The sequence below is a fragment of the Xanthomonas bonasiae genome, assembly GCF_017163705.1.
Classification (GTDB): Bacteria; Pseudomonadota; Gammaproteobacteria; order Xanthomonadales; family Xanthomonadaceae; genus Xanthomonas_A; species Xanthomonas_A bonasiae.
Window position 1 is genome coordinate 94,616 of the sequence record NZ_JAFIWB010000001.1, and the last position, 25,973, is coordinate 120,588.

At 69.2% G+C, this 25,973-nt stretch carries 22 protein-coding genes; 12 read left to right on the forward strand and 10 right to left on the reverse strand.

The features are described 5' to 3' along the window. Position 1 precedes the first annotated feature (1 nt). Both pyrG and JR064_RS00405 read right to left on the reverse strand, forming a co-directional pair. Complete coding sequence (gene pyrG, locus JR064_RS00400; RefSeq protein WP_003474007.1) at positions 2–1,666, reverse strand: CTP synthase; 1,665 nt, start codon at positions 1,664–1,666, stop codon at positions 2–4. A 137-nt stretch (positions 1,667–1,803) separates the two neighbouring features. Next, on the reverse strand, positions 1,804–2,058 hold the full coding sequence (locus JR064_RS00405; protein WP_206228451.1) for a hypothetical protein: 255 nt from the start codon (positions 2,056–2,058) through the stop codon (positions 1,804–1,806). Between the two features lie 166 nt (positions 2,059–2,224). On the opposite strand from JR064_RS00405, the gene parE reads away from it, so the two are divergent. Further along, entirely contained in the window at positions 2,225–4,114 is a 1,890-nt protein-coding gene (gene parE / locus JR064_RS00410) for a DNA topoisomerase IV subunit B (protein ID WP_179564139.1), read from the forward strand. 274 nt (positions 4,115–4,388) lie between these two features. Here parE and JR064_RS00415 read toward each other — a convergent pair whose 3' ends face one another. Next, complete coding sequence (locus JR064_RS00415) at positions 4,389–5,171, reverse strand: CDP-diacylglycerol diphosphatase (protein WP_206228452.1); 783 nt, start codon at positions 5,169–5,171, stop codon at positions 4,389–4,391. Positions 5,172–5,221: 50 nt separating this feature from the next. On the opposite strand from JR064_RS00415, the gene JR064_RS00420 reads away from it, so the two are divergent. The 5 genes from JR064_RS00420 (at position 5,222) to JR064_RS00440 (ending at position 11,888) form a co-directional block, all read left to right on the forward strand. Next, entirely contained in the window at positions 5,222–5,371 is a 150-nt protein-coding gene (locus tag JR064_RS00420; protein ID WP_206228453.1) for a hypothetical protein, read from the forward strand. Positions 5,372–5,837: 466 nt separating this feature from the next. Then, positions 5,838–6,776, forward strand: a complete 939-nt coding sequence (locus JR064_RS00425) for a hypothetical protein (RefSeq protein ID WP_191826493.1) — start codon at positions 5,838–5,840, stop codon at positions 6,774–6,776. Between the two features lie 50 nt (positions 6,777–6,826). Then, a complete protein-coding gene (locus JR064_RS00430) occupies positions 6,827–8,404 on the forward strand; it encodes a hypothetical protein (RefSeq protein ID WP_191826492.1) in 1,578 nt (525 codons plus the stop codon). 89 nt (positions 8,405–8,493) lie between these two features. Further along, a complete protein-coding gene (locus tag JR064_RS00435; protein ID WP_206228454.1) occupies positions 8,494–10,047 on the forward strand; it encodes a hypothetical protein in 1,554 nt (517 codons plus the stop codon). A gap of 290 nt (positions 10,048–10,337) precedes the next feature. Next, a complete protein-coding gene (locus JR064_RS00440) occupies positions 10,338–11,888 on the forward strand; it encodes a S10 family peptidase (protein ID WP_206228455.1) in 1,551 nt (516 codons plus the stop codon). A gap of 117 nt (positions 11,889–12,005) precedes the next feature. Here JR064_RS00440 and JR064_RS00445 read toward each other — a convergent pair whose 3' ends face one another. Both JR064_RS00445 and JR064_RS00450 read right to left on the reverse strand, forming a co-directional pair. After that, the gene (locus JR064_RS00445; RefSeq protein WP_206228456.1) at positions 12,006–13,127 is read right to left on the reverse strand and encodes an inorganic phosphate transporter; all 1,122 of its coding nucleotides are present in this window, start codon (positions 13,125–13,127) and stop codon (positions 12,006–12,008) included. An 85-nt stretch (positions 13,128–13,212) separates the two neighbouring features. After that, a complete protein-coding gene (locus JR064_RS00450; RefSeq protein WP_179564133.1) occupies positions 13,213–13,839 on the reverse strand; it encodes a DUF47 domain-containing protein in 627 nt (208 codons plus the stop codon). Positions 13,840–14,089: 250 nt separating this feature from the next. Here JR064_RS00450 and JR064_RS00455 point away from each other — a divergent pair, with 250 nt between their 5' ends. Together JR064_RS00455 and JR064_RS00460 are read left to right on the forward strand one after the other, a co-directional pair. Beyond that, complete coding sequence (locus JR064_RS00455; RefSeq protein WP_179564131.1) at positions 14,090–15,433, forward strand: hemolysin family protein; 1,344 nt, start codon at positions 14,090–14,092, stop codon at positions 15,431–15,433. Next, a complete protein-coding gene (locus JR064_RS00460; RefSeq protein WP_191826489.1) occupies positions 15,417–16,067 on the forward strand; it encodes an exopolysaccharide biosynthesis protein in 651 nt (216 codons plus the stop codon). The genes JR064_RS00455 and JR064_RS00460 overlap by 17 nt, the downstream gene beginning before the upstream one ends. A 61-nt stretch (positions 16,068–16,128) precedes the next feature. On the opposite strand, the gene JR064_RS00465 is transcribed toward JR064_RS00460, so the two are convergent. Both JR064_RS00465 and JR064_RS00470 read right to left on the reverse strand, forming a co-directional pair. Then, a complete protein-coding gene (locus JR064_RS00465) occupies positions 16,129–16,293 on the reverse strand; it encodes a hypothetical protein (protein ID WP_179564127.1) in 165 nt (54 codons plus the stop codon). A 232-nt stretch (positions 16,294–16,525) separates the two neighbouring features. After that, positions 16,526–17,521 (reverse strand): LLM class flavin-dependent oxidoreductase, encoded by a 996-nt coding sequence (locus JR064_RS00470; protein ID WP_179564125.1) that lies wholly within the window; start codon positions 17,519–17,521, stop codon positions 16,526–16,528. Between the two features lie 344 nt (positions 17,522–17,865). Between JR064_RS00470 and JR064_RS00475 the strand changes: the two genes are divergently transcribed. Then, a complete protein-coding gene (locus JR064_RS00475) occupies positions 17,866–18,672 on the forward strand; it encodes an SDR family oxidoreductase (protein WP_206228457.1) in 807 nt (268 codons plus the stop codon). 250 nt (positions 18,673–18,922) lie between these two features. Here JR064_RS00475 and JR064_RS00480 read toward each other — a convergent pair whose 3' ends face one another. Beyond that, positions 18,923–19,720 (reverse strand): sulfurtransferase, encoded by a 798-nt coding sequence (locus JR064_RS00480; RefSeq protein WP_241092782.1) that lies wholly within the window; start codon positions 19,718–19,720, stop codon positions 18,923–18,925. A 193-nt stretch (positions 19,721–19,913) separates the two neighbouring features. Beyond that, positions 19,914–20,279: a DUF6164 family protein gene (locus JR064_RS00485; protein WP_058360033.1), complete on the reverse strand. Its 366-nt coding sequence runs from the start codon at positions 20,277–20,279 to the stop codon at positions 19,914–19,916. A 66-nt stretch (positions 20,280–20,345) separates the two neighbouring features. Here JR064_RS00485 and JR064_RS00490 point away from each other — a divergent pair, with 66 nt between their 5' ends. From JR064_RS00490 to JR064_RS00500, 3 genes are all read left to right on the forward strand, one after another. Then, positions 20,346–20,789, forward strand: a complete 444-nt coding sequence (locus tag JR064_RS00490) for an FKBP-type peptidyl-prolyl cis-trans isomerase (protein ID WP_179564123.1) — start codon at positions 20,346–20,348, stop codon at positions 20,787–20,789. Between the two features lie 13 nt (positions 20,790–20,802). After that, positions 20,803–22,062 (forward strand): TIGR03862 family flavoprotein, encoded by a 1,260-nt coding sequence (locus JR064_RS00495; RefSeq protein WP_206228458.1) that lies wholly within the window; start codon positions 20,803–20,805, stop codon positions 22,060–22,062. Positions 22,063–22,181: 119 nt separating this feature from the next. Next, positions 22,182–23,633, forward strand: a complete 1,452-nt coding sequence (locus JR064_RS00500) for a serine hydrolase domain-containing protein (RefSeq protein ID WP_206228459.1) — start codon at positions 22,182–22,184, stop codon at positions 23,631–23,633. A gap of 147 nt (positions 23,634–23,780) precedes the next feature. Here the strand turns inward: JR064_RS00500 and JR064_RS00505 are convergent, their stop codons facing one another. Further along, positions 23,781–25,967, reverse strand: coding sequence for a sensor domain-containing diguanylate cyclase (locus JR064_RS00505; protein ID WP_206228460.1), 2,187 nt, complete (start codon positions 25,965–25,967; stop codon positions 23,781–23,783). Positions 25,968–25,973: the final 6 nt, after the last annotated feature.

A 25,973-nucleotide genomic window follows, 5' to 3' on the forward strand; every position in this document is an offset into this window, starting at 1 on the left:
ACTAGGCGCGCGCTTCCTTCAACAGCTTGCCGCCGGCCTTCTTCTCGCGCGCGGCGCGCACGAAGCCGATGAACAGCGGATGGCCGTCGCGCGGCGTGGACAGGAACTCCGGGTGCGCCTGGCAGGCCAGGAACCAGGGATGCACCTCGCGCGGCAGCTCGACCATCTCCACCAGGGTGTCGTCCATCGACTTGGCGGAAATCACCAGGCCGGCGTCCTCCAGCTGGGTGCGGTAGCGGTTGTTGAACTCGTAGCGGTGGCGATGGCGCTCGGACACCACGTCCTTGCCGTACATCTCGCGCGACAGCGTGCCGGGCTTGAGCCGTTGTTCCTGCAGGCCCAGGCGCATGGTGCCGCCCAGATCGGACTTCTCATCGCGCTTCTCCACGTCGCCGCTGGCGGTGCGCCACTCGGTGATCAGGCCGATCACCGGATACGGCGACTGGCGGTCGTTCTCGGTGCTGTTGGCGCCGTCCAGGCCGGCGACATGGCGCGCATAGTCCACCACCGCCGCCTGCATGCCGTAGCAGATGCCGAAGTACGGCACGCGGTGCTCGCGCGCATAGCGCGAGGTCAGCACCTTGCCTTCGAAGCCGCGGTCGCCGAAGCCGCCGGGCACCAGGATGCCGTCCACGTCGGCCAGCGCCGACAGGTCGCTGCCTTCCAGTTCCTGCGCCTCCAGCCACTTCAAGGTGACCTTGGTGCGCTGGCGCAGGCCGCCGTGCTTGAGCGCCTCGCCGACCGACTTGTAGGCGTCCTGGTGGTCCACGTACTTGCCGACCACGGCGATGGTGACCTCGTCGAGCGGGTGCTTGGTGGCGTCCACCACCGCTTCCCATTCGGACAGATCGGCCGGGCCGACCTTGTCGCGCAGCTTGAACTGGTCGATGACGATCTCGTCCAGGCCCTGCCGGTGCAGTTCCAGCGGCATGCCGTAGAGCACGTCGATGTCGGCGGCGCTGATCACCGCGCGCTCGGAGACGTTGGTGAACAGCGCGATCTTGCGCCGCTCCGAATCCGGAATCGCCTGCTCGGAGCGGCACAGCAGCACGTCCGGCTGGATGCCGATCGAGCGCAGCTCCTTGACCGAATGCTGGGTCGGCTTGGTCTTCAGCTCGCCGGCGGCGGCGATGTACGGCACCAGGGTGAGATGCATGAACAGCGCGCGCTCGGCGCCGCGCTCGGTGCGCACCTGGCGGATCGCTTCCAGGAACGGCAGCGACTCGATATCGCCGACGGTGCCGCCGATTTCCACCAGCGCCACGTCGAACCCGGCGGTGGCCTCGTCCACGCAACGGCGGATTTCGTCGGTGATGTGCGGGATCACCTGCACGGTGGCGCCCAGATAGTCGCCGCGGCGCTCCTTGCGGATCACGTTCTCGTAGATGCGGCCGGTGGTGACCGAATTCTTGCGCGACAGGCGGGTGCGCACGAAGCGCTCGTAGTGGCCCAGGTCCAGGTCGGTCTCGGCGCCGTCGTCGGTGACGTACACCTCGCCGTGCTGGAACGGGCTCATCGTGCCCGGGTCGACGTTGATGTAGGGGTCCAGCTTCATCATCGTGACCGACAGGCCACGTGCTTCGAGAATGGACGCAAGCGAAGCGGCCGCGATGCCCTTGCCAAGCGAGGACACTACGCCGCCGGTAACGAAGATCAGGGGGGTCATGGCTCGAAGGCCTCCCGGAAAGCCATAGTTTAACGGGTGAAGCCGATTTGCCCAAGCGCTTTCGGACCGATCGACCGCACAAAAAGAAGACGCCCCGGCACCAGCCGGGGCGTCGCAGGTCGCAACAGGGCGCGCGCTCAGGGCTTGCGCGCTTCCTCTTCTTCCTCTTTCTTCGGCGCAGCCGCATCCTTGCCGGCCTTGTGCTCGGCCGCCGCGGCGGCACGGCGCTTGGCCTTGGCATCGGCCTCGGCCTTCTCCTTCGCGACCTGCGCCTCGTAGGCGGCGGCGCCGGAGGTGGCCGGATCGGCGCTCTGCGCCTGGGCCATCGCGACCGGGACGGCCACCGCGGCGGCGACCAGCGCGGCCAGGGTCAACAGCTTGCGAACGTTCATGGCGTGCTCCTGTGTAAGGCTGCAACGACAATGGGGATGCCGTTACGGATTTTCCAGTGCAAGGCTAGCGCACGGCCACGGCACTGGCCCTGAACACCGGCGACGTGCAAAAAGCCGCCGCACACCGCACACTTCCGGATCTGCTTCGCGCCACCTGTTGAGACGCATGAATACCCGCTACAACGCCGCCGACATCGAAGTTCTCTCTGGCCTGGACCCGGTCAAGCGCCGGCCGGGCATGTACACCGACACCGCCCGCCCCAACCATCTGGCGCAGGAAGTCATCGACAACGCCGTGGACGAGGCGCTGGCCGGCCATGCCCGGCACATCGAGGTGACCCTGTTCAAGGACGGCAGCTGCGAGGTCGCCGACGACGGCCGCGGCATGCCGGTGGACATCCATCCGGAAGAGAAGATTTCCGGCGTCGAACTGATCCTGACCCGGCTGCACGCCGGCGGCAAGTTCAACGACCGCAACTACACCTTCAGCGGCGGCCTGCACGGCGTCGGCGTGAGCGTGGTCAACGCGCTGTCCAAGAAGGTGGAGCTGTTCATCAAGCGCGACGGCAACGAATACCGGATGGAATTCGGCGACGGCTTCCCCGCCTCGAAGCTGGAGATCGTCGGCAGCGTCGGCAAGAAGAACACCGGCACCCGGCTGCGCTTCTGGGCCGATCCGAAATACTTCGACACGCCCAAGTTCGCGGTGCGCGCGCTGCGCCACCTGCTGCGCGCCAAGGCGGTGTTGTGCCCCGGCCTGACCGTGAAGCTGCACGACGAGGCCACCGGCGAACAGGACACCTGGTACTTCGAGGACGGCCTGCGCGACTACCTCAAGGGCGAACTGGCCGAGCGCGAACTGCTGCCGGCCGACCTGTTCGTCGGCAATCTGAAGAAGGATCGCGAGATCGTCGACTGGGCGGTGGCCTGGGTCGCCGACGGCGAGCTGGTGCAGGAAAGCTACGTCAACCTGATCCCGACCGCGCAGCACGGCACCCACGTCAATGGCCTGCGCAGCGGCTTCACCGACGCGTTGCGCGAGTTCTGCGACTTCCGCAACCTGCTGCCGCGCGGGGTCAAGCTGGCGCCGGAAGACGTGTGGGACCGGGTCACCTTCGTGCTGTCGCTGAAGATGACCGACCCGCAGTTCAGCGGCCAGACCAAGGAACGCCTGTCCTCGCGCCAGGCCGCCGGCTTCATCGAAGGCGCCGCGCATGACGCCTTCAGCCTGTGGCTGAACCAGAACGTGGAAACCGGCACGCGCATCGCGCAGATCGCGATCGATCGCGCCAGCGCGCGGCTGAAGACCGAAAAGCAGATCACCCGCAAGAAGGTCACCTCCGGCCCGGCCCTGCCCGGCAAGCTGGCCGACTGCATCAGCCAGGACCTGTCGCGCACCGAGCTGTTCCTGGTGGAAGGCGACTCGGCCGGCGGCAGCGCCAAGCAGGCGCGCGACAAGGATTTCCAGGCGATCCTGCCGCTGCGCGGCAAGATCCTCAACACCTGGGAAGTGGCCTCCGGCAGCGTGCTGGCCTCCGAGGAAGTGCACAACCTGGCGATCGCGATCGGCTGCGACCCGGGCAAGGACGACATCAGCGGGCTGCGCTACGGCAAGGTGGTGATCCTGGCCGACGCCGACTCCGACGGCCTGCACATCGCCACCCTGCTCACCGCGCTGTTCCTGCGCCACTTCCCGGCGCTGGTGAAGGCCGGTCACGTGTTCGTGGCGATGCCGCCGCTGTTCCGCGTGGACGTGGGCAAGCAGGTGTTCTACGCGCTGGACGAAGAAGAGAAGCGCTCGCTGCTGGAGAAGATCGCGCGCGAGAAGCTCAAGGGCCAGCTCAGCGTGACCCGCTTCAAGGGCCTGGGCGAAATGAACCCGCAGCAGCTGCGCGAATCCACCATCCACCCGGACACGCGGCGGCTGGTGCAGCTGACCGTCGACGAAGGCGACGAAACCCGTGCGCTGATGGACATGCTGCTGGCCAAGAAGCGTGCCGGCGATCGCAAGCAGTGGCTGGAGACCAAGGGCGACCTGGCGTCGCTGGAGGTCTGAGGGGCTGGGATTGGGGAGTCGGGATTGGGGATTGGGTTAGCCCGATAGACTCCATGCGTTGCCCGCGCTGCGCCTGGTGACAGGAATGCGATTCGGTTGGAGCGGAGCCACACGGCCCCGGCCATCTGGCTCCGCGCTGCGTGCCGGCCATGGTTGCAGATCCAGCGGCGCCGTCACGCGCGGCCGGCCACTGAGAGGAGCGGCGTTCGATTCCGGGCGCTCGCCGGCATCGCGGTAGACCGGTCCTCGCGCCGCCCCTCCCCGCGGGAGGCGCTCAGCGCACGCCCGGCAGCACCTGCTCCGCGCCGGTCACCAGGCCGCAGGCATGGTCCTGCAGCTCCTCGCCGCTGGCGCGATTGCCGCTGGCGGCATCGACTCGGGTTGCCAGCAATACGAACCCAGGCGCCGGACTGGCGTCCCCGACGACGACCAGCGAGTAGTCGCGCAGCGCATCGCCGGCTGACAATCCCTCGGCGAGCAGCCGCAGCGGATTGGCCGACAGCGCCTCCCCCGGCAGGCGCCGGGCCAGGTAGCGGTGGCCCAGCAGCGGCTGCGGCAACGGCCGCCACGCCGTACCGACCTGCGCCTGCATCGCATCCAGCTCGCGCCGGACCTGCGGATGCAGGCAATCGACATGGATGTGCAGTTGCTCCTGCGACCGGCCATGCGGGGAATTGAGCGCCAGCGACAGATACTGCCGCGGCAGCGGGCGGCCGAGTGCCCGTTCCACGAAGATGCGCGCGTCCCACGCCGCGGCGAAGTAGTTGGGCGAACCGGCCTGCAGCAGGCGGGGGTCCTCGATGCCGGTGATGCGGTCGATCGGCAGCAGCAGGAACTGGAAGTCGCCGTGATTGTCCTTGAGCACCACCGAGCGCCGCTCCGGCTGCGACCACACCGCGGCGCAGTCGACCGCGCGCGGCGCGTCGGCGGCCAGGCAGTGTGTGTTGATGATGCGCCACAGCGCGTCGGGATCGGCCGCATGACGCACGCGCGGTACGCTCAGGCACGCGGCCAGCGCTAGCAGCAACACCAATGGCAGCAGGCTTCTGAACTTCAAAACGACGTCTCCGGGCAGGCAGGGCGGGACATGATAGGGCCCGTCGCGCCATGCGTGCCGACCATGCCGTTGCGCACATCCGCGCGCGCCGCTCTGACCAGACCCGCACGCTGATGGACATGCTACTGGCCAAGAAGCGCGCTGGCGATCGCAAACAGCGGCTGGAGACCAAAGGCGGGCTGGCTTGGTTGGAGGTCTGAACTGCCGAGGTTGCGGATTCGGATTGGTCTGACAGCGGCTAGACCATCCCATGGAAGCGCGCAGCATCCTGTAGCAGCGACTTCAGTCGCGACGAACGAAGCGGGCCACCTCGTCATGCCGCGAAAGCGTCGGGATTGAAGTCTCTCCCATAAATTCACCAGACCGCTGCGCGCAAGCATCCGTAGCAGCGGCTCCGAGTGTCATCGGGCCATCAGCCGCGACGGACGAAGCCGCCTCATCGCGGTGCCGCACCGCGTTGGGACAGGAGTTCCTGCCGACAAGTTCGCCCGCGCGCATTACGTCATCGCCCTGACATAGCGGCCACATCGGCCGCCGCCTGCATGCGCGATCGCGCGCGCGAAAGTGCCGCGTGCGCTGTCCGGTTTTTTCCGCAAGCGGCGTTGTTGATGGAGTAGCCCGCATTGCGCCGGCTGCCTCAGGAATCAACCACGAAAAGGAAGCCATATGAGCGACAGCTCCGATACCCCTGCGTTCGACGATCTCGATCAGCTCGACGCCCTGCTCACCGACACCCGCGCCAACGACACTCGCACCGTCTCCGACATCGACGAGGCGCGCGACGCCATCGCCACGTTCCGCGACGGCGACGGAACCGGTTCATGGAATGGACTGGACCGCATCGAAGTGGCCGACCGCCTGCTCGACCTCGTCAACAACCCGCGTCTGATCCGCCAAGGCGCCTTGAACCTGTGCGGGCCGGCGGCGCTGCTGCTGATGTGGGCCAGCCGCGACCCGCTGGGGTTCGCCAGCTTCGCCACCACGCTGTACGACAACGGCAGCGCCGAGCTGGGCGATCTCTCCATCGTCCCCAAGGACACGCTGCTGGCGCAGGACTACAGCAGCCTGAGCACCGGCACCTTCGGCGCCGACTGGATGCTGCTCAGCGCGATCCGCAACACCGACCAGCCGTTCTGGCAAAGCAGTTGGGTCGGCGATCCGGCGCAGACCCTGGCCGGGCTGACCAGGCCGGAAGAACTGGCCAGTTGGCTGCGCGCCACCGGCATCTACGCGCAGGTCAGCGACGAAGGCAACTGGGCCTCGCCCGCCGGCATTCCGCACGCCACCGGCATCGAGTTCCACGAAGGTCGCGACGTGGCCCTGCTGATCCACAGCAACCTGTTGCACGCCGCGCGCAGCAGCGGCAGTCCGATCGACAGCGAGTTCCTGCTGGACCTGTTTCCCAACCACTACGTGGTCGGGCTCAACAACATCAGCGTGGCGGTGATGGACGGCCCGCAGAACGACGACGGCACGCACAAGTTCCAGAAGGACGACGTGTTGCTGTCGATCTGGTCGTGGGGCGAGAACAGCTTCGACCTGGCGGTCCCGCAGCAGGACTTCATCGACAACTACTACGGCGCGGTCATCGCCGATCTTCCGTAACCACCAGGGCGGCGGGAACGCCGCCCCACCTAAACGCAAGGAGCACTTTCATGCCACTCGTCACTCCGGACGTCATGCTCAACTCGGTCATGGGCAAGGTCTACAACGTCCTCACCAACGGCGACGACACCGTCCCCAAGTCGGAAGACAATTTCTTCAGCTGGGCCACGCCCGGCATCCCGCTGCAGCCCGAAGACGTGCGCTTCATGAAGCAAGGCCTCACCGGCGTGGTGCGCAAGGCCGCGCTGGACGAGCAGCGCACCACCCAACCCGACGGCACCGTCACCACTCCGGAATTCACCCCGGCGCAACTGGAGGCGATGAAGGGCAGCGACGCGGTGCAACTGCAGAAACAGGCCGAGGACTTCGCGCGCCTGGTGGACTTCGTGCCGGACCTGGCAGCCACGGTCAACAACCAGTTCTCCGCGCTCAGCGTGATGAACAACGAAGGCACGCTGTCCGAGCGCTACGAGTACATCCTGCGCATGAGCCAGGTCATGCACAACGAGCTGCCGGACGACATCAAGAAGAAGATCGAGAAGTTCCGCGGCCTGCTGCAGACCACCGTCACTAAGAAGAATCTGATCGACGACAGCGAGACCCAGGTCACCGAGCCAAGCCCTCTGGTCAAGGCCTACAACGAGAAGATGGTCGATTACATGAGTGCGGCGCTGGAGTACAACAATCAGCGTATCGACGCGCTGGCCGCCGCCGACCAGCGCGCGGTGCAGAACTGGGCGATCAACGCCAACATCCTGCGCAACAAGGTCAAGGCGGCGATGTCCGACTGGGTCTCCAACGGCTACAAGAACGACTACGAGCAGATCGCCGCGTTCATCGATCAGGTCATGCAGCGCGACATGGCGCTGCTCAAGCAGCAGTACCGCGACGACCTGGAAAAGGCGCGACTGACCGGACTGAACTCCGGCAGCGACTTCTTCTACAGCTCGGTGGTACCCGGCAACTTCATGGACAACGCCGGCTGGACCGACTTCGGCTTCAGCTCTTCCGACTACAACAGCTCCAGCAACTCTAGCTACGCGATGCGCCGCTCCACCACCAGCGCCGGCGGCGGCTTCCTGGGCATCTTCGGCGGCGGCGGCAAGGTCAGCAACGCCAGCGGCGAAAGCCAGTCGCATGTGCAGTTCGATTCGGAGCACTTCAGCATGAAGTTCAGCATCGCGCAGATGCCGATCGTGCGGCCCTGGTTCAAGACCGCGTTCCTGATGAGCAAGAGCTGGCGCATGGACCAGAACAACCCCGAGGCCAAGGGCCAGTTCGCCTCCGACGGCGCAACCCCGGCCAAGGGCCTGCTGCCGGCCTATCCGACCTCGCTGATCCTGGTCCGCAACCTGAGCCTGTGCTTCGCCAAGGCCTCCGGCTTCAGCGACATGGCCGAGTCCTGGCAGCGCTCCTCGGCCAGCGGCGGCGGCGTGTTCTCGTTCGGCCCGTTCCATCTGGGCGGTTCGCACGGGCGCAGTTCGGCCAGCGGCGAGCGCTCCAGCCAGGCGCACTACGATCGCGAAAGCCAGACGATGACGGTCGACGGCACCCAGATCATCGGCTTCAAGTGCCATGTGTTCCCGAAGTCGCCGGACCCGCTGCCCAGCATCACCGACTGGATCTGAGCGGCGCCGCAGCACCACGGCAGGCGGCCGCGCGCCGCCTGCCGTCCCGCGCGCCCGATGTTTCCCCATTTTTTAAGGAATCGCCTGCAATGGACGCAGCCGCCCAATTGGCCTTGATGGCCAAAGCCGAACACGTGTTCGGCAGCGACGACACCGAACTCAGCTTCCCGGTCACGCCGCTGGCGTTCGCACCCGCCGCCCTGGATCTGCTCGGCGACGGCACGATGGAGCATTTGATCGAATTTTCGCTGCTGGCCAACCGCATTCCCGACGGTCCCGCCTGGAGCGGCGATGGCCAGACCCTGTTGTGGGAGGTCTACGCGCAGGTGCTGCGCGAGGCTCAATTCGCCCAGTCCACCCGCACCGCACAAGAGGAGGCCGACTACCAGGCCGCGTCCGCGGTGCTGTACCGGCAGGACGAGGAAGGCCGGCGCCTGCCGACCGATGCCGCGCTCGCCTACCGCAGCTATCGCGACCGCTACCTGCTGCTGCAACAGGACTATCTGGCGCAGCAGGCCACCGCCAGCGCCGGCAGCGCCGAGCAGGTGCAGGCCTGGCACGACCTGCAGCAGCCGGCGCTGCAGCGCGGGCTCGACGACGCACTGGCCGACTGGGCCGCGCTGGGCTACCGCGACGCGGTCGAGCAGGCGCAAGCGCAGGTCAGTGGGCTCGGCGCGAAATCGCCGTGGCAGACGCTGAGCGAATGGAAGGGACGCTGCAATCCCGACATGGACACGCTGACCCGCGCCAGCGACCAACTGCAGGTCTATCCGACCAGCTACGCGCCCAGCAATGCGCTGGACGAGGGTTCCTGGCGGCGTTTCGAACTCAGCGGCGCGGAGATCGACGCCGCGCTGGCCGAGGCGCCGGCCGAGTTGCGCGAACGGCTGGGAACCGGCGGCGATGCCGGCATCGCCTCGCTGAGCTTCGAATTCAGCTCGGCCGCGCTGATCCGGCCCTGGTTCAGCGCCGATGCCTTCGCGGCGCGATTCTGGCGCTTCGCCGATGCCTCGCTGCAGCTCAGCGACGGGCAGTCGCCCGCGCACGGTCCCTGCACTGCGTATCCGGTGGCGGTGGTGTTCGCCCGCGACATCCAGGTGCAGCGCAAGCCGACGGCAGCGCTACCGAGCGTCGTCGGCCCGGCGCTGGGCTTCGACCCGGGCTTGCTGCGACAACTGCGATTGACCCCAAGGCTGATCGCGCGGCGAGAACTGCGGCCGCCGCCGCCCGTCCCGGCGGGGCCGATCGGCATGCGCCGACGGCCTGTGCTCGCCGTGCCGGACCGCAGCAGCACTGCAGTCGCCACTGCGCCGATCGCCAACGCAGCGTTGCGCATGCCGGTGCGCAATATCGCCGCACCGACATCGACACCTATGCTGCGTCCGCGCATCGTGATCGGCCGACCGGCGGCGCCGTCATCGCCAGCGGCGAACGCGCCGGTGGCAGCGCAGGCGATTTTGCGGCGCCTGCGCCTGGACGCCTATGCGCGCGATCTGAGCGTGGCCGAGGTCGTTCCTGCCCCGGAACCAGCGGCCGCAACGGTACGCGACGCCGCAACTCACGACGACAGCGTCTACATCCTGGCCTTCATCTGCCGCCCGCTGCCGCGCTGTCCGGATCCGGACCCGACACTGGCCTGGTAAAGCGCCTGTCGGCAGCGGCGATCGATGACCATTGCGGCACAGCCTTGGCCGCAGTGTCCTGGCGCCGCCGGCGTCGCGGCCGGTCGTCGCGGCGCTAGCAAGCAGTAGTACACCGGCAGCACACGCATGGCGATCGCCCCAGGCCAGGGGCCACGGCCCAGGTCGTGCGCCAACGCCAGGGTGGGCGTCACCGATGACGATTCAGTCGCGTGCTCAGGCCATCCGGCAATGCGCGCTGCGCGCCGACCATGCCTTTGGGCACATCCGCGCGCGCCGCGCCGCGGCCTAGCATGCCGGCTTCCCTTCTGCCGAGCGCCCTCCCCGTGCCGAACCTGTCCAAGCCGCTGCTGGCGGCGTTGTTGCTGGCCGTCCTGCCGATCTCCGCCGCACTGGCTGCCGATGCCGACGGCGCCGACAAGGCGGACAAACCCGACAAGGCCGACAGCGCCGAGCAAGCAAAGCCGGCCGCGCTGCCGGCCGACGCGAAGGTGCGCCAGGTCACGCACGTGGACGGCAAGTCGCTCAGCTACACCGCCACGGTCGGCACGCTGCCGGTGAAGGACGCACAGGGCAAGACCGTCGCCGACGTGGTGTTCACCGCCTACACCGTGGACGGCAAGGACCGCCCGGTCACCTTCGCCTTGAACGGCGGCCCCGGCGCCGCGTCGGTCTACCTCAACCTGGGCGCGATCGGGCCGAAGGTGGTCACCTTCGGCAGCGAGGGCGACAGCGCCTCGGCGCCGGCGACGCTGCACGACAACCCCGGCACCTGGCTGGATTTCACCGACCTGGTGTTCATCGATCCGGTCGGCACCGGCTTCAGCCGTTCGCGGGTCGCCGACGAGCAGGCCAAGAAGCTGTTCTACAACCCGCAGGCCGACATCGAATACCTGTCGCGCACGATCTACGACTGGCTGCTGAAGAACCAGCGCCTGCAGTCGCGCAAGTATCTGGTCGGCGAGAGCTACGGCGGCTTCCGCGGGCCGCGCATCACCCATTACCTGCAGACCCAGCTGGGCGTGGCGATGAACGGCGTGGTGCTGGTCTCGCCGTACCTCAACCCGACCCTGGACGACAACGGCGACGTGTCGCCGCTGGCGTGGATGCTGACCCTGCCCTCGATCGCCGCCGCGCACCTGGAGCGCGAGCAGCGGCTGACCCCGGAGGCGATGCGCCAGGTGATCGACTACACCCGCGGCGACTACGTCACCGCGCTGCTGCGCGGGCGTTCCGACGCGGCCGGCAGCGAACGCATGATCCAGCAGGTGGCGGCGATGACCGGACTGGACCCGGTCTACGTGCGCCGCGCCGGCGGCCGCCTGGAAACCCAGGCCTACCTGCGCGAGGTGTTCCGCGACAAGGGCCAGCTCGGCAGCCGCTACGACTCCAACGTCACCGCGTTCGACCCGTTCCCGAACGCGCCCGAGCAGCGCGCCAACGACCCGCTGCTGGACAGCATCATCGCCCCGACCACCACCGCGATGGTCGATTTCGTGACCCGCGTGGTGGGCTGGAAGGTGGATGCGCGCTACCAGGCGCTGAACTACGACGTGAACAAGCTGTGGGACTGGAACGATGAACTGCGCAAGGGTTCGGTGACCGAACTGCGCCAGGCGGTGGCGATCGATCCCAAGCTTCGGGTGCTGATCGTGCACGGCTGGAACGACCTGTCGTGCCCGTTCATGGGTTCGGTGCTGACCGTGGACCAGATGCCGGTGATGGGCAACGACCCGACCCGGGTACAGGTCAGGAACTATCCGGGCGGGCACATGTTCTACAACCGCCCCGACAGCCAGCGCGCGTTGCGCGGGGATGTGCTGGCGATGTATCGGGCCAACTAGCGGGGAGTGGGGAATCGGGAATGGGGAATCGCAAAAGCGGCTCCCCGCGTATCCGAAGGACAGATGCCTTCGGCTTTTACGATTCCCGTTTCCCCATTCCCGTATCCCGGCTTTACCTCACGTCCAACCGAACAGCGCAAACAGCCGGAAAATCAGATACGCCACGCCGGCGGCGGCCGGGATGGTCAGGATCCAGGCCCAGACGATGCGCTCGATCACGCCGAAGCGCAGCGAACGCGGGTTCTTGGCGAAGCCCACGCCCATGATCGCGGTGGAGATGCTGTGGGTGGTGGACACCGGCATGCCGAAGTGCGCGGCCAGGGTCAGGATCGTCGCCGAGCTGGTTTCCGCGGCGAAGCCGTGGATCGGGTGCAGCTTGACCATCTTGTGGCCCAGGGTCTTGATGATCTTCCAGCCGCCGGAGGCGGTGCCGGCGGCCATCACCACCGCGCAGGTCAGCACGATCCAGGTGGCGATGCCCTGGCCCTGGCTGGCGGCCGGGTGCAGGAATGCCAGCCACGACGGCAGGTCGTCCAGCGCGCCGGTGCTCTGCGCGCCGACCAGGGTCATGGCGATGATGCCCATGGTCTTCTGCGCGTCGTTGTGGCCGTGCGCATAGCCCATGTACGCGGCCGAGGCGATCTGCGCCTTGCCGAAGAAGGCGTTGACCCAGCGCGGCCGCGCCAGCCGCCCGATGCGGCCGCCGAGCCCGGCCATGCCGGCGATGATCGCCCACAGCAGCAGCATCACCACGATGCCGAGCAGGAAGCCGGCGATCGGCGAGGTGATCATCGGCACGAACACCTTCCACAGCAGGCCCTTGTTCTTGGCCCAGTCGCCGACGTTCTGCGACCAGATCAGCGCGCCCCAGTTGTTGTGCGCCGCGGCCAGGCCGGCGCCGCACAGGCCGCCGATCAGGGCGTGCGAGGACGAGGACGGCAGGCCCTTCCACCAGGTGATCAGGTTCCAGACGATGCCGCCGAGCAGCGCGCACAGGATCACCTGCGGGGTCACCGTCACCACGTCGGTGTTGAGCAGGCCCGAGGCGATGGTCATCGCCACCGCGGTGCCGGTCAGCGCGCCGATCAGGTTCATGCCGGCGGCCAGGATCACCGCCCAGCCGGGGCTGAGCACCTTGGTCGCGACCACCGTGGCGATGGAGTTGGCGGTGTCGTGGAAGCCGTTGATGAACTCGAACACCAGCGCGGCCAGGATCACGATCAGGACCAGCGTCAGCATCGTGCGCTCCTCGCCTCACGCATGGCGGCCGCGGCGGCGGGCATGGCGGCGCAGCCGCGCATGCAGCGGATCCGGAGCGTGCCCATTACGAATTCTTCAGCACGATCTGGTAGACCACCACGCCGGCCTCGCGGCAGCGGTCGATGGCCTTCTCCAGGATCTCGAAGAATTCCTTGAGCAGGAACATCTGCAGGTTGTCCAGGCGCCCGGAATAGATGTCGCGGTACAGCTCCAGCATCAGCCGGTCGGCCTCGTTCTCCAGCGAGCGCAGCTTGTCGTTGAGCGCGCTCATCCGGTCCAGGTGCATGTTGCGCAGGTCGTGGACCATCTCCACCACCACCGCCGCGGCCTGTTCCAGCATCGCCGCGCGCGGCGCGAAATCGATGTGCTCCAGGTGCTGCACCGCCAGCGAATAGCGGTCGGCGAACTTCTCCACCTGCTTGGGGATCTTGTACAGCGCCGAGCCCAGCGCCTCGATGTCCTCGCGCTCGATCGGGGTCATGAAGCTGTCGACCAGCGCCTGGCCGATCTTGTCGGCGGCGGCGCGCTCGCGCAGCCGCGCCAGCTTGAAGGCGTCCAGCGCCGGCTGCCGATCCGACTCGCGCATCATCGAATGCAGCGCCTTGGTGCTGTCGTAGGCGGCCTGGGCCGCTTCGTCGAGCAGGGTGTAGAACTGCTTGCCGGAACCGAAGATGGTCTGCAACGAGAACATGAAACGCAATCCCGCCGTCGCGGGAGGGACGGCACCGGGGCGGAATTATGACCGTTTGCTGACAAAACGGGGGAATCGGGCGACCGGCGGCAGCGCACCGGCACCGCGTGGACGCGCCCGCCACCCGGGTTTGCTACCATGCAGCCGCGCCGTCGCTAGGCGCACCCTATGGACGACCACCCTAGCCCCCCTCCCCCGCGCCGCCTTGGCGCCCATGTCCCCGCTTCCCTCGCCGCCAGGGAGCGCGCGCATGCTTGAACTATTGGTCGTGGCAGCCCTGGTGCTGCTGAACGGCTTCTTCGCGATGTCCGAGATGTCGCTGATGACCTCGCGCAAGAGCCGCCTGAAGCAGATGGCGCAATCCAGCACGCGCGCGGCCAAGGCGCTGGCGCTGGCCGAGAATCCGGAAAACTTCCTGTCCACCGTGCAGATCGGCATCACCGCGATCGGCATCCTGACCGGCGTGTTCGGCGGCGAGGCCATCGGCGAGGCGATCGCGGCCAAGCTGCAGTCGCTGTTCCCGGCGCTGTCGGCCACCTTCAGCCTGATCGGGCAGCCGCAGCCGTATTCGGCGGTGATCGGCAAGACCCTGGCGATCGTGCTGATCACCTTCCTGACGCTGATCTTCGGCGAACTGGTGCCCAAGCGCCTGGCGCTGACCCGCTCGGAAGTCATCGCCGGCTTCGTCGCGGTGCCGATGGGCTGGCTGGCGCTGATCGCCGCGCCGGCGGTGTGGGTGCTGTCGCGCTCGACCCGGCTGGTGCTGCGCGTGCTCGGCCTGGGCAACGAGCAGTCGGCGTCGGTGACCGAAGAGGAGATCCGCATGCTGGTGGCCGAGAGCCACGAGGCCGGCGTGATCGACAGCCACGAGCGCGACATGATGAACCGGGTCATGCGCCTGGGCGACCGCACCGCCGACAGCCTGATGACGCCGCGCAACCGCATCGCCTGGCTCGACGCCAATGCCGAGGCCGAACGCAATTTCCAGGTGATGCGCGAGCACGAGTTCTCGCGCTATCCGGTCTACCGCGGCAGCGACCAGGACATCGCCGGCGTGCTGGAAGTGAAATCGCTGGTCACGCGCATGGACGGCAACGCCACCCAGCTGTTCCAGAGCCTGCGCGAGACCCTGTTCGTTTCCGAATCCACCCACGCGATGAAGCTGCTGGAGATCTTCCGCGAGGAACAGCAGTCGATGGCGCTGGTGGTGGACGAATACGGGGAGATCCAGGGCCTGGTCACGATCAGCGACCTGATGGGCGCGGTGGTCGGGCGCCTGCAGTCGGTGGACAACGCCGACGAGGACGCGCTGGTGGTGACCCGCGCCGACGGCTCGCTGCTGATCGACGGCTCGCTGGCGATCGAGGACCTGCGCGAGCTGCTCGGCGGCGCCGAACTGCCCAACGCCGAGGAAGGCGACTACAACACCCTGGCCGGCCTGTGCATCTACTACTTCGGCCGCATCCCGCACGCCGGCGAGTTCTTCGATTGGGCCGGCTGGCGCATCGAGATCGTCGATCTGGACGGCGCGCGCGTGGACAAGCTGCTGTTGAGCAAGCTGCAGGACGAGAACAGCGATGACATCACCGGGTGAGACACCCGGCACGGACGACGCTCACGGCTACAGCGCCGAAGGCATCCGCACCCTGCTCGACACCTTCCTGCTCGGCGATCCGGACGAACAGCTGCGGCTGCGGCTGATCCTGGCCGACCTGCAGCAGAGCGCGTTCGGCATGTTCCTGTTCGTGGCGATCCTGCCGGCGTTCCTGCCGGTGCCGGGCCTGGCCGGCGGCATCAGCGGACCGCTGGTGACGCTGATCGGCGCGCAGATGCTGATCGGCCTGCGCAAACCCTGGCTGCCGCGCTTCATCGGCGAACGCGGCCCGCGCCGGCGCACCATGCAGCGCTTCGTCGGGCGCATCGCGCCGTGGCTGCGGCGGCTGGACAAGCTGCTCAAGCCGCGCCTGCCGGCGCTGGTCGAGACGCTGCCGGCGCGCGCCTTCAGCGGCCTGTTGCTGGTGGTGCTGGGGATCCTGCTGTCGCTGCCGATTCCCTTCACCAACTATGCGTTCGGCGCGATGCTGCTGCTGTTCTCGCTGGCCCTGCTGGAACGCGACGGCGGCCTGATGCTGGTGTCTTGGCTGGGCGGCATCGCGGTGGCGGTCGGCCTGGGCCTGGCCTCGGACCAGGTGGTGGACCTGGGCCGCGAGTGGATGCACAAGCTGTAGCCCGAGTTGGCGCGAAACCGTGCCGCGCGCGCCACGGGCACGCATCTCTCGCGACGCAGCGCTACTCCGAAACCGGCGCCTCGGCGAACACCTGCCTGCGCAACGGCTGCGCCGCCCGGGCGTCCTCCGGCGCGCGCTGCAGACGTTGCAGTTGCAGCGCGAGCTGATGCAAGACGGCCTCCAGGCCGCAGCCGCGCGCGGCCGGCGGCAGGTATTCGGATTCCATGTGACGCCCCCTGTTCGATCCGTGGATGCGTGGCGCCGACCGGTGCGATGCCGGGTCCTGCCGCCACGTGCGCGCCAACCCATGGCGTGCCCACCGAATCTGCTCCAAGGCACCGACAAGGCGCAGTGAAAACCGCCGCTGTCGCCGCGACTTGTCTACGCTGCGCGCCAAGACGGCCCGGGCCGCCGGCCTGGCGAACGCGGCCGCGCAGTGCGACCGCGCCTGCCGCCGCCTATGCGGCCGCCGCCTGGGTCCAGGCCTCGGCGGCGATCGCGAACGAGCGCAGCCGCGCCGCGTGGTCGTGGATGTTGGCGGTCAGCAGCAGTTCGTCGGGGCGATGGCGGGCGACGAACTCGGCCATGCCGCGCGCGACCTCGGCCGCATCGCCAAGCACGGTGCAGGCCAGCGCGCGCTCCACGCCGGCCTTCTCGTGCGGCTGCCAGAACGCCTCGATGTCGTCGATCGGCGGCGGGATCAGCCCCGGGCGGCCGCGACGCAGATTGACGAAGCTCTGCTGCTGGGTGGTGAACAGCCGCCGCGCCGCGTCCGTGGACTCGGCGCCGACCACGTTCAGCGCCAGCACCGCGTACGGATCGCGCAGCCGCGCCGAAGGACGGAACTCGCGCCGGTAGACCGCCAGCGCCTCGTCCATCGCATCCGGAGCGAAGTGCGAGGCGAACGCGAACGGCAGTCCCAGCGCCGCCGCCAGGCGCGCGCTGAACAGGCTGGAGCCGAGCAGCCACACCGGCACCTCGATGCCGGCGCCCGGCACCGCGCGCACCAGCTGGCCGGGTTCGGCCGGCTCGAAATAGCGCAGCAGCTCGGCCACGTCCTGCGGGAACTGGTCGGCGCTGTCGAAATAGCGGCGCAAGGCGCGCGCGGTGGGCTGGTCGGTGCCGGGCGCGCGGCCCAGGCCCAGGTCGATGCGCCCCGGATACAGCGAGGCCAGCGTGCCGAACTGCTCGGCCACCTGCAGTGGCGCGTGGTTGGGCAACATGATGCCGCCGGCGCCGACCCGGATCCGGCGCGTGCCGCCGGCCACATGCCCGATCAGCACCGCGGTGGCGGCGCTGGCGATGCCGGGCATGTTGTGGTGCTCGGCCAGCCAGTAGCGGTGATAGCCCCAGCGCTCGGCGTGCTGCGCCAGGTCCAGCATGTTGGCGAAGGCCTGGGTGGTGTCGCTGCCTTCGCAGACCGGGGCGAGATCGAGGATGGAGATCGGCATCATGGAGAGCGGGTTCCTGCAAAGCGATGCAGTGGAAATGGGGACGGACGGGCCGATTGCAGCGGCCGGCGCCGGAACGCTGATTTGCGGTGGCGGCATGGCTGGTTCGCGTGCGGCCGTACCCTCACCCCAACCCCTCTCCCGGGGGGAGAGGGGCTCGAGCAAGCGAGCGCTCCCTTCTCCCTCCGGGACCATGGCCCCCTTTTCGGGGGAAGGTGCCACGAAGGGGCGGATGAAGGTACGTGCGCCCCGCTGTCTTTCGACACCCACGCGCAAGCGCGCCACGGCAACGCCGACTGCACGACCGCTTGGCTACGCTTGCACTCCCGCCCTGCCCGGTGTGCGCCATGTCCCTGATCCCGCCAGTCTCCACCACTCCCGCCCTGCCGCTGCGCGACCGCGTGGTGCTGGTCACCGGCGGCGCGCAAGGAATCGGCCGCGGCGTGGTGCAGGCGGTGCTGGGCGCCGGCGGCCGGGTCGCGTTCGGCGATCTGGACGCCGAGGCCGGGCGCGCCTGCGTCGCCGAACTCGATGCCGGCGACCAGGTGCTGTTCCGGCGCCTGGACGTGGCCGCCGAGGCCAGCGTGGGCCGTTTCGTCGATGCCGCGCTTGCGCGGTTCGGCCGCATCGACGGCCTGGTCAACAATGCCGGCGTCGCCGATCCGCACAGCGGCCCGCTGGAGCGCCTGGCGTTGCGCGAATGGAACCGGCGCCTGGGCGCGAGCCTGGGCGGCGCCTTCCTGTGCAGCAAGCACGCGCTGCCGTCACTGCGCGCCAGCGCCGGCGGCGGCGCGATCGTCAATATCGCCTCGACCCGCGCCCACCAGTCCGAACCCGACAGCGAAGCCTATGCGGCGGCGAAAGGCGGCCTGCTGGCCTTCACCCATGCGCTGGCGATCAGCGCCGGGCCGGCGGTGCGGGTCAACTGCATCAGCCCGGGCTGGATCGCCACCGATGCCTGGCGCAAGCCCAGTGCGCGGCGCAAGCCGGCGCTGTCGCGGCAGGACCATGCGCAGCATCCGGCCGGCCGGGTCGGCACGCCGCAGGATATCGGCGCGCTGGCGGTGTACCTGCTGTCGAACGATGCCGGGTTCGTCACCGGCCAGGACTTCGTGGTCGATGGCGGGATGACGCGCAAGATGCAGTACGCCTGACGGCGGTGGGATTGGGGAGTCGGGATTGGGGATTCGTTAAAGCGGCTGTTGCCTGACCTGAGGGGCCGAGTGCGCCATCGCGCCACTGGCTAGCACCTCTGGCGAACAGCGTACGGCTCGGACGCTTTCCAAGCCATTTTTTTTCGGGATTCGTGTTTGGGGATTTAGGATTCGCTGGAGCATTTTTTGAGGCTCTGAGGGGACGCGGCATGCAGCGAGCCGAAACCCACTTGCAGACCGCAAGTTTCGGTCAGTTGCGGGTCAGCCCGCTTTGGCCAATCCCCAATCCCGACTCCCCAATCCCCACCTCAGCAACATCCACCAGCGGCCGCAGCTGCGGGTCCAGCGCCACGCGTTCGTCGAACACGAAGCAGCGGCCTGCGTAGCCCTCGCCGCCCACTTCCTCGAAATAGCCGAGAATGCCGCCGTCCAGCTGCAGCACGTTGTGCATGCCGTCGGCGCGCATCCACAGCGCCGCCTTCTCGCAGCGGATGCCGCCGGTGCAGAAGCTGACCACGGTGGCGTCGGCCAGCTCGGCGCGATGCGGCGCCAGTGCCTCGGGCAGTTCGGTGAACTTGACGATCGGCAGGGTCAGCGCGCCGGCGAAGGTGCCGTACTCCACTTCCTGGGCGTTGCGCGTGTCCAGCAGCACCACGCGGCGGCCGCTGTCGTCGTGGCCCTGGCGCAGCCAGCGCTGCAGCGTGGCCGGCGCCACCGCCGGGGCGCGTTCGGCGGCCAGCGGCGAGGCGGCATCGCGGCGGAAACTGATGATCTCCGGCTTGACCTTGGTCTTCAGCCGCGCGAACGGCTGCTGCGCGCTGAGGCTGGTCTTGACCCGCAGGGCGGCGAAGCGCGGGTCGGCACGCAGTTGCGCGTAGAAGTCTTCGATCGCCTCCGGCGCGCCGGCCAGGAACAGGTTGATGCCCTCGCCCGCGACCAGGATGGTGCCGCGCAACGCGCCGGCCTGCGCCCAGTCCTGCAACCGCGCGGCGAGCGCGTCGGGATCGGCGATGGCGACGAAATGGTAGGCGGCGGTATTGGCGATCATCCGCGCATTTTAGCGCGCGGCGTGCAGCCGGGGCTGGCAGCGCGAGGGCGACGGCGTCGCCGCGCTCATGCGCGAGGGCAAGGGAGCAATGAGGCCCCATGCGTCGCCTGCGTCGCCGAGCGACGATCCTTCCGGGACACGCCCAGCCACGTCACGCCGGTCGCCGCGCCCCTGCCAATCGTGCCGGCTGGCTTCAGCCGCGCAACAGGAAGAACGGCAGCAGCACCAGCGAGGCGATCAGCAGCATGCCCAGCAGCGTCGCCAGCACGAACAGCGGGCGCCGCCGCAGCAGCGTGGCGAAGGTCTCGGCGCTGCCGTCGCGCAGCGCCGCGGCACGCTCGGCGCGGGCGCGTTCGCCGCGCTGCGCCTGGTAGTCGGCCAGCAGCGCCTTGGCCCGCGCCTGCTCGGCGTCCTCGCGCAGCCACACGCCGCCGGCGGAAATGCCGAAGGTGCCGGGGCGGGTCTCGTAGTAGTCGATGCGCGCGGCATCGAGCAGTGCCCGCACCTCGGCGAGTTCGTCGTCGGGCACGTGGCGCAGGTTGAGCAGCAGTTTGGCCATGCGCCGATGATAGCCGCTGCGGCGATGCGCTACCCTTGCACGCCCTGTTCGCCCATGGATGACCGCATGCGCCGTGCCCTGTTGCTGTTGAGTCTGTCGTTGCCGGCCTGGCTGTTGAGCGGCTGCACGCCGCCGGGTCCGCCACCGGGCGGCAGCATCGCAACGTTCCAGATGATCGACGAGCAGGTCGGCAGCGGCGCCGAGGCGCGGCCCGGCAACCAGGTGACCGTGCACTACACCGGCTGGCTGTACGACGAGGCCGCCAAGGACCAGCATGGCGAGAAGTTCGACGCCTCGGCCGACCACGGCCAGCCTTTCAGCTTCACCCTTGGCGGCGGCCAGGTGATTCGCGGCTGGGACGAAGGCGTGGCCGGCATGCGCGTGGGCGGCAAGCGCAAGCTGATGATCCCGTCGGAATACGGCTACGGCGCCAGCGGCGCCGGCGGGGTGATTCCGCCGAACGCCTCGCTGGTGTTCGAGGTGGAACTGCTCGACGTCAAGCCGCGTTGAGCCGCTGCCACCGATGTCCGCCAGCAAGCTCGCCGCCGCCGTGCGCGGCCGCATCGCCATCGTCGGCGGCGGCCCCGCCGGGCTGATCGCCGCCGAGACCGCACGCGCGGCCGGTGCCGAGGTCGACGTGTACGAGGGCAAGGGCTCGGTCGGGCGCAAGTTCCTGATCGCCGGCAAGGGCGGGCTCAACCTGACCCACTCCGATCCGTTCGCGCTGTTCGTGTCGCGCTACCGGGAGCGTGCCGCGCAGGTCGGCGAATGGCTGGCCGACTTCGACGCAGACGCGCTGCGCGCCTGGGCGCAGGCGCAGGGCGTGGAAACCTACGTCGGCAGTTCCGGCCGCGTGTTCCCGCTGGACCGCAAGGCCGCGCCGCTGCTGCGCGGCTGGGTGCGGCGGCTGAAGGACGCCGGAGTGCGCTTCCACGTGCAGCATCGCTGGCTGGGCTGGGACAGCGCCGGCGCGCTGCGCTTCGCCGGCGCCGACGGCGAGCGTCTGGTGCATGCCGATGCCTGCGTGCTGGCACTGGGCGGCGGCAGCTGGCCGCAGCTCGGCTCCGACGGCGCCTGGCAGGACACGCTGCGCGCGCGCGGCGTCGACCTCGCGCCGCTGCGGCCGGCCAACTGCGGCTTCGATATCGACTGGAGCGCGCATTTCCGCGAACGCCACGCCGGCGCGCCGCTGAAACCGGTGATCGCGCACTGGCGCGATGCGCAGGGATGCGAACACGCGCTGCAGGGCGAATGCGTGGTCGGCGAGCACGGCATCGAAGGCAGCCTGGTCTATGCGCTGTCGGCGGAGCTGCGCGAGGCCATCGCCGCGCACGGCGCGACCACGCTGTGGCTGGACCTGGCGCCGGGGCGCGAGCTGGCGCGGCTGCAGGCCGAACTGGGCAAGCCGCGCGGCGGGCGCAGCTTCGGCGAGCACCTGCGGCGCCAGGCCGGCATCGACGGGGTCAAGGCGGCGCTGCTGTTCGAGATCCTGGGCAAGCAGGCCGGCGACGATCCGGCGCGTGCGGCGGCCACGCTGAAACGGCTGCCGCTGACCCTGCTGCGCCCGCGTCCGTTGGCCGAGGCGATCAGCAGCGCCGGCGGCGTGCGCCTGGAAGCGCTGGACCCGGCACTGATGCTGCATGCCCTGCCCGGCACCTTCTGCGCCGGCGAAATGCTCGACTGGGAAGCGCCGACCGGCGGCTACTTGCTCAGCGCCTGCTTCGCCAGCGGCCTGCGCGCCGGGCGTGGCGCGGTGGCCTGGCTGCAACGGACGACGGGCTGAGCGGCATCGGCCGCAAGGGGCGCCGGAACGGCCAATGACCTTCGGGCCTGTCGGCCATGCCGCGGCGTGGCATATCCATGCGCTGGCCGCCGCAACGGCGCCATCGACCCGGAGCACGCATGCGCCTGTTGACCCTTCTCGCACTCGGTGTGGTGAGCTGCAACATCGCCGGCGCCGCGCCGCCGGCGTCCTCCGCGCAGATGCGGCGGGTGGAAACCGGCCTGTTGCCGGCCGTCGTGGTGCAGGACCAGGCCACCACGACACTGTCGCTGCGCGAGCAGATGGACGCCTTGCACGTGCCGGGCGTGTCGATCGCGGTGATCCACGGCGGCCGCGTCGACTGGGCCAAGGGGTACGGCGTCACCGCCGCCGACGGCGCCCCGGTCGACGCCAGGACCCTGTTCCAGGCCGGCTCGGTGAGCAAGCCGGTCGCGGCGATGGCGGCCCTGAAGCTGGTCCAGGACAAGCGCCTGGCGCTGGATGCGCCGGTCAATGCGCTGCTGAAGACCTGGAAGCTGCCCGACTCCGTCTACACCCGCGATCACCCGGTCACGCTGCGGCAACTGCTGTCGCACAGCGCCGGCACCAGCGTGCACGGCTTCGACGGCTATGCCCAGGGCGCGGCGGTCCCGACCCTGCAGCAGGTGCTCGACGGCCAGGCGCCGGCCAACTCGGCGCCGGTGGTGGTGGATGCGCCGGTCGGCGAACGCTACCGCTATTCGGGAGGCGGCTATACGGTCATGCAGCAGTTGCTGATCGACGTCGGCGGCAAGCCGTTCCCCGACCTGCTCCGCGACAGCGTGCTGGCGCCGCTGCGCATGGAGGCCAGCGGCTATACGCAACCCTTGCCGGCGGCCGTGCTGGCCAAGGCGGCGCAACCGCACGACGCCATGGGCCAGCCCATCGCAGGCGGCGCGCATGTCTATCCGGAACTGGCCGCCGCAGGGCTGTGGAGCAATGCCGAGGACCTGGCGCGCTATGCGCTGGAGCTGTGCGCGGCCAGCGCCGGACATGGCCGCGTGCTGTCCGCGGCCAGCGTGCGCGGCATGCTGACCCCGGTGCGCGGCGACTACGGGCTGGGACTGCAGATCGGCGGGCATGGCGCGCGCCGCTACGCCTATCACGATGGTTCCAATGCCGGCTACAAGGCCACCCTGGTCGTCTATCCCGACCGCTGCGACGGCGCGGTGGTGCTGAGCAACGGCGACCAGGGCTACCAGTTGGGCCTGGAAATCGTCCGCGCCGTCGCCGCAGCCTACGACTGGCCCGACTTCCGGCCGATCCAGCGCCAGGCCGCCAGCGTGGACATCGCCGTGCTGCGCCGCTTCGTCGGCAGCTTCGCCATTCCCGAGCTGGGCACGTTCGACATCCGCGAAGGGGCTGGCGGCCTGCAGGTCGAACTGCGCAAGGATCAGGCCTACCCGCTGATTCCCTCGTCGGAGCATGCGTTCTTCCTCAGCGCGCAGGACATCGTGATCCGCTTCGACGCCGGCCAGGCCGACCTGGGCACGATCGACGCCGGAAGCTTTCATGCGCCGTTCCGCCGGGTGCCGGCCGACAGCGCACGCTGAGGCGCGCGAATGCGACGGGAAGTCCCGCGCCGTGCTCGGGCGCGTCCGCGGCAGGCAGGCACGAAGACCGACAAGCGCGCGAACAATGGCGGCCCCCCCGCGCGCCGATCGGGTCGCCGTGCCCCGCCCCCATCGTGCCGCCGCGGATCAGAGGTCGGCGATCTGCACGCGCCGCTGCGGATCGCGCTTGGCGCTGTACATGGCCTCGTCGGCACGCTGGATCAGCAGGACCGGGTCGAATTCCGGGCCGGTCTGCAGCGCGATGCCGATGCTGGGCTGCAACGGCAGGCGCTGCCCGTCGACCACGCAACCGTCGCGCGCGGCGGCCAGCACCCGCGCCGCCGCCGCGTGCGCTTCGCTGCGGGCGTCGGCCAACTGGTCCAGCAGCACCACGAACTCGTCGCCGCCCAGGCGCGCGATGAAGTCCTCCTCGCGCAGGCAGGTCTTGAGCAGTCGCGCGAAATGCACCAGCACCGCGTCGCCGGCGTGATGGCCGAACCGGTCGTTGACCGTCTTGAAATCGTTGAGGTCCAGGAACATCACCGCCACCTGGTCGGCACCGCGGCGGCCGGGCTGGGCCAGGGTCCGGCGCAGGGTCTCGTTCCACGCCATGCGGTTCGGCAGCCCGGTCAGTTCGTCGCGCAGCGCGCGCGCTTCCATCAGCCGCGCCAGTCGCGTCTGCCCGGTGATGTCGCTGATCATGATGTGGAAGCCGGGGCGCGGCGGCGCCATGGAGTCGTCGGGCACGTAGCTGGAGTGCATGACCCGCAGTTCGCCGGCCGCGTCGCGCAATTCCGTATCGAAGTGCTGCGCCTCGCCGTCCAGCACCCGCTGCAGATGCGGCCGGATCCTGTCCATGTGCTCGGCATCCAGCAGCTCCGGCATGCGCCGGCCGACGATCGCCGCCGGCGCCAGCGCGAACCAGTCCGCATAGGGCTTGTTGACGAACTGATAGCACAATTGGCTGTCGACGTAGGCGATCAGGGTCGGCGCGTTGTCGGCGATGGTGCGCAGCTGCGATTCGCTCTGGCGCAGGCGCGCCTCGGCCAGGTGCTGCTCGGTGACGTCCTGGATCTGCGCCACGAAATGCAGCGGCCGCTCGTGTTCGTCGCGCACCAGCGATACCGCCTGGCGCGTCCACAGCGTGGCGCCGTCGCGGCGCAGGTAGCGCTTGTCGAGGTGGTAGCCGCTGCGTTGCCCGGCCACCAGTTCGGCCGCCAGCGCCAGGTCCGGGGCGACATCCTGCGGATGGCTGAGCTGGCGGAAATCCAGCGCCAGCAGCGCGTCGCGATCGTAGCCGAGCATCGCGCACAGGGCGTCGTTGACCTCGAGCCAGCCGCCTTGCAGCGACACCAGCGCCATGCCGTGCGCCGCCGCCGAGAACGCGCCGGAGAAGCGCTGTCCGGCCAGCAGCGCGGCACGCGTGGCCTGGCGCTCGACGGTGACGTCGCGCATCACGCAGACCGCACCCAGCGCGTGGCCGTCGGCGTCGTGCAGCCGCTCGGCGCTGCACAGCACGCTGCGCGGCGGCTGTCCGGCGGCGGCGACGACGATTTCCGCATCGCGCACCGATTCGCCGCGCCAGGCGCGGAACAGCGGGATCCGTTCGCGCTCGAGCAGGCGCTGGCCGTCCGCGTCGAACAGATCGAAATACTGCGCCCACTGCGCCGGCGGCAACGCACGCGGATCGGTGCCGTGCCAGGCGCGCGCGACCCGGTTGAACTGGGAGAGCGTGCCGTCGGCGGAACACGACACGACCGCGTCGGGCACCGTTTCCAGCAGCAGGCTCAGCATCTGCGCCTGGGTCTGGGCGATGCGCGCGTCACGGCGCGCCTCCAGCTGCATCGTCACCTGCGCGGCCAGGCGCCGCAGCCCCTCGCGCTGTGCCGTGCCCAGCTGCCGCGGCATGGTGTCGATCACGCCCAGGCTGCCGTAGAGATGGCCGCCGCTGCCGCGCAGCGGCATGCCCGCATAAAAACGGATATGCGGCGCCCCCTGCACCAGCGGGTTGCCGGCGAAGCGCGGATCCTGCAGCGCATCCGGCACCTCCAGCAGTTGCGGCGACAGCAGCGCATGCGCGCAGAACGCCAACTCGCGCGGCGTCTCTGAAACGTTCAGGCCGCGGCTGGCCTTGAACCACTGGCGGTGTTCGTCGATCAGCGTGACCAAGGCGATCGGCACATCGCACAGTTGGCTGGCCAGCCAGATCAGGTCGTCGAACACCGGCTCCGGTGGCGTGTCCAGCATGCCCAGTTCGGCCACCGCGCGCAGCCGCTCCAGTTCGTCGGCGGGCAACGGCGCGGGAATGAAGCCGAGGGGCGGTCGCTGGGGCATGCGCGG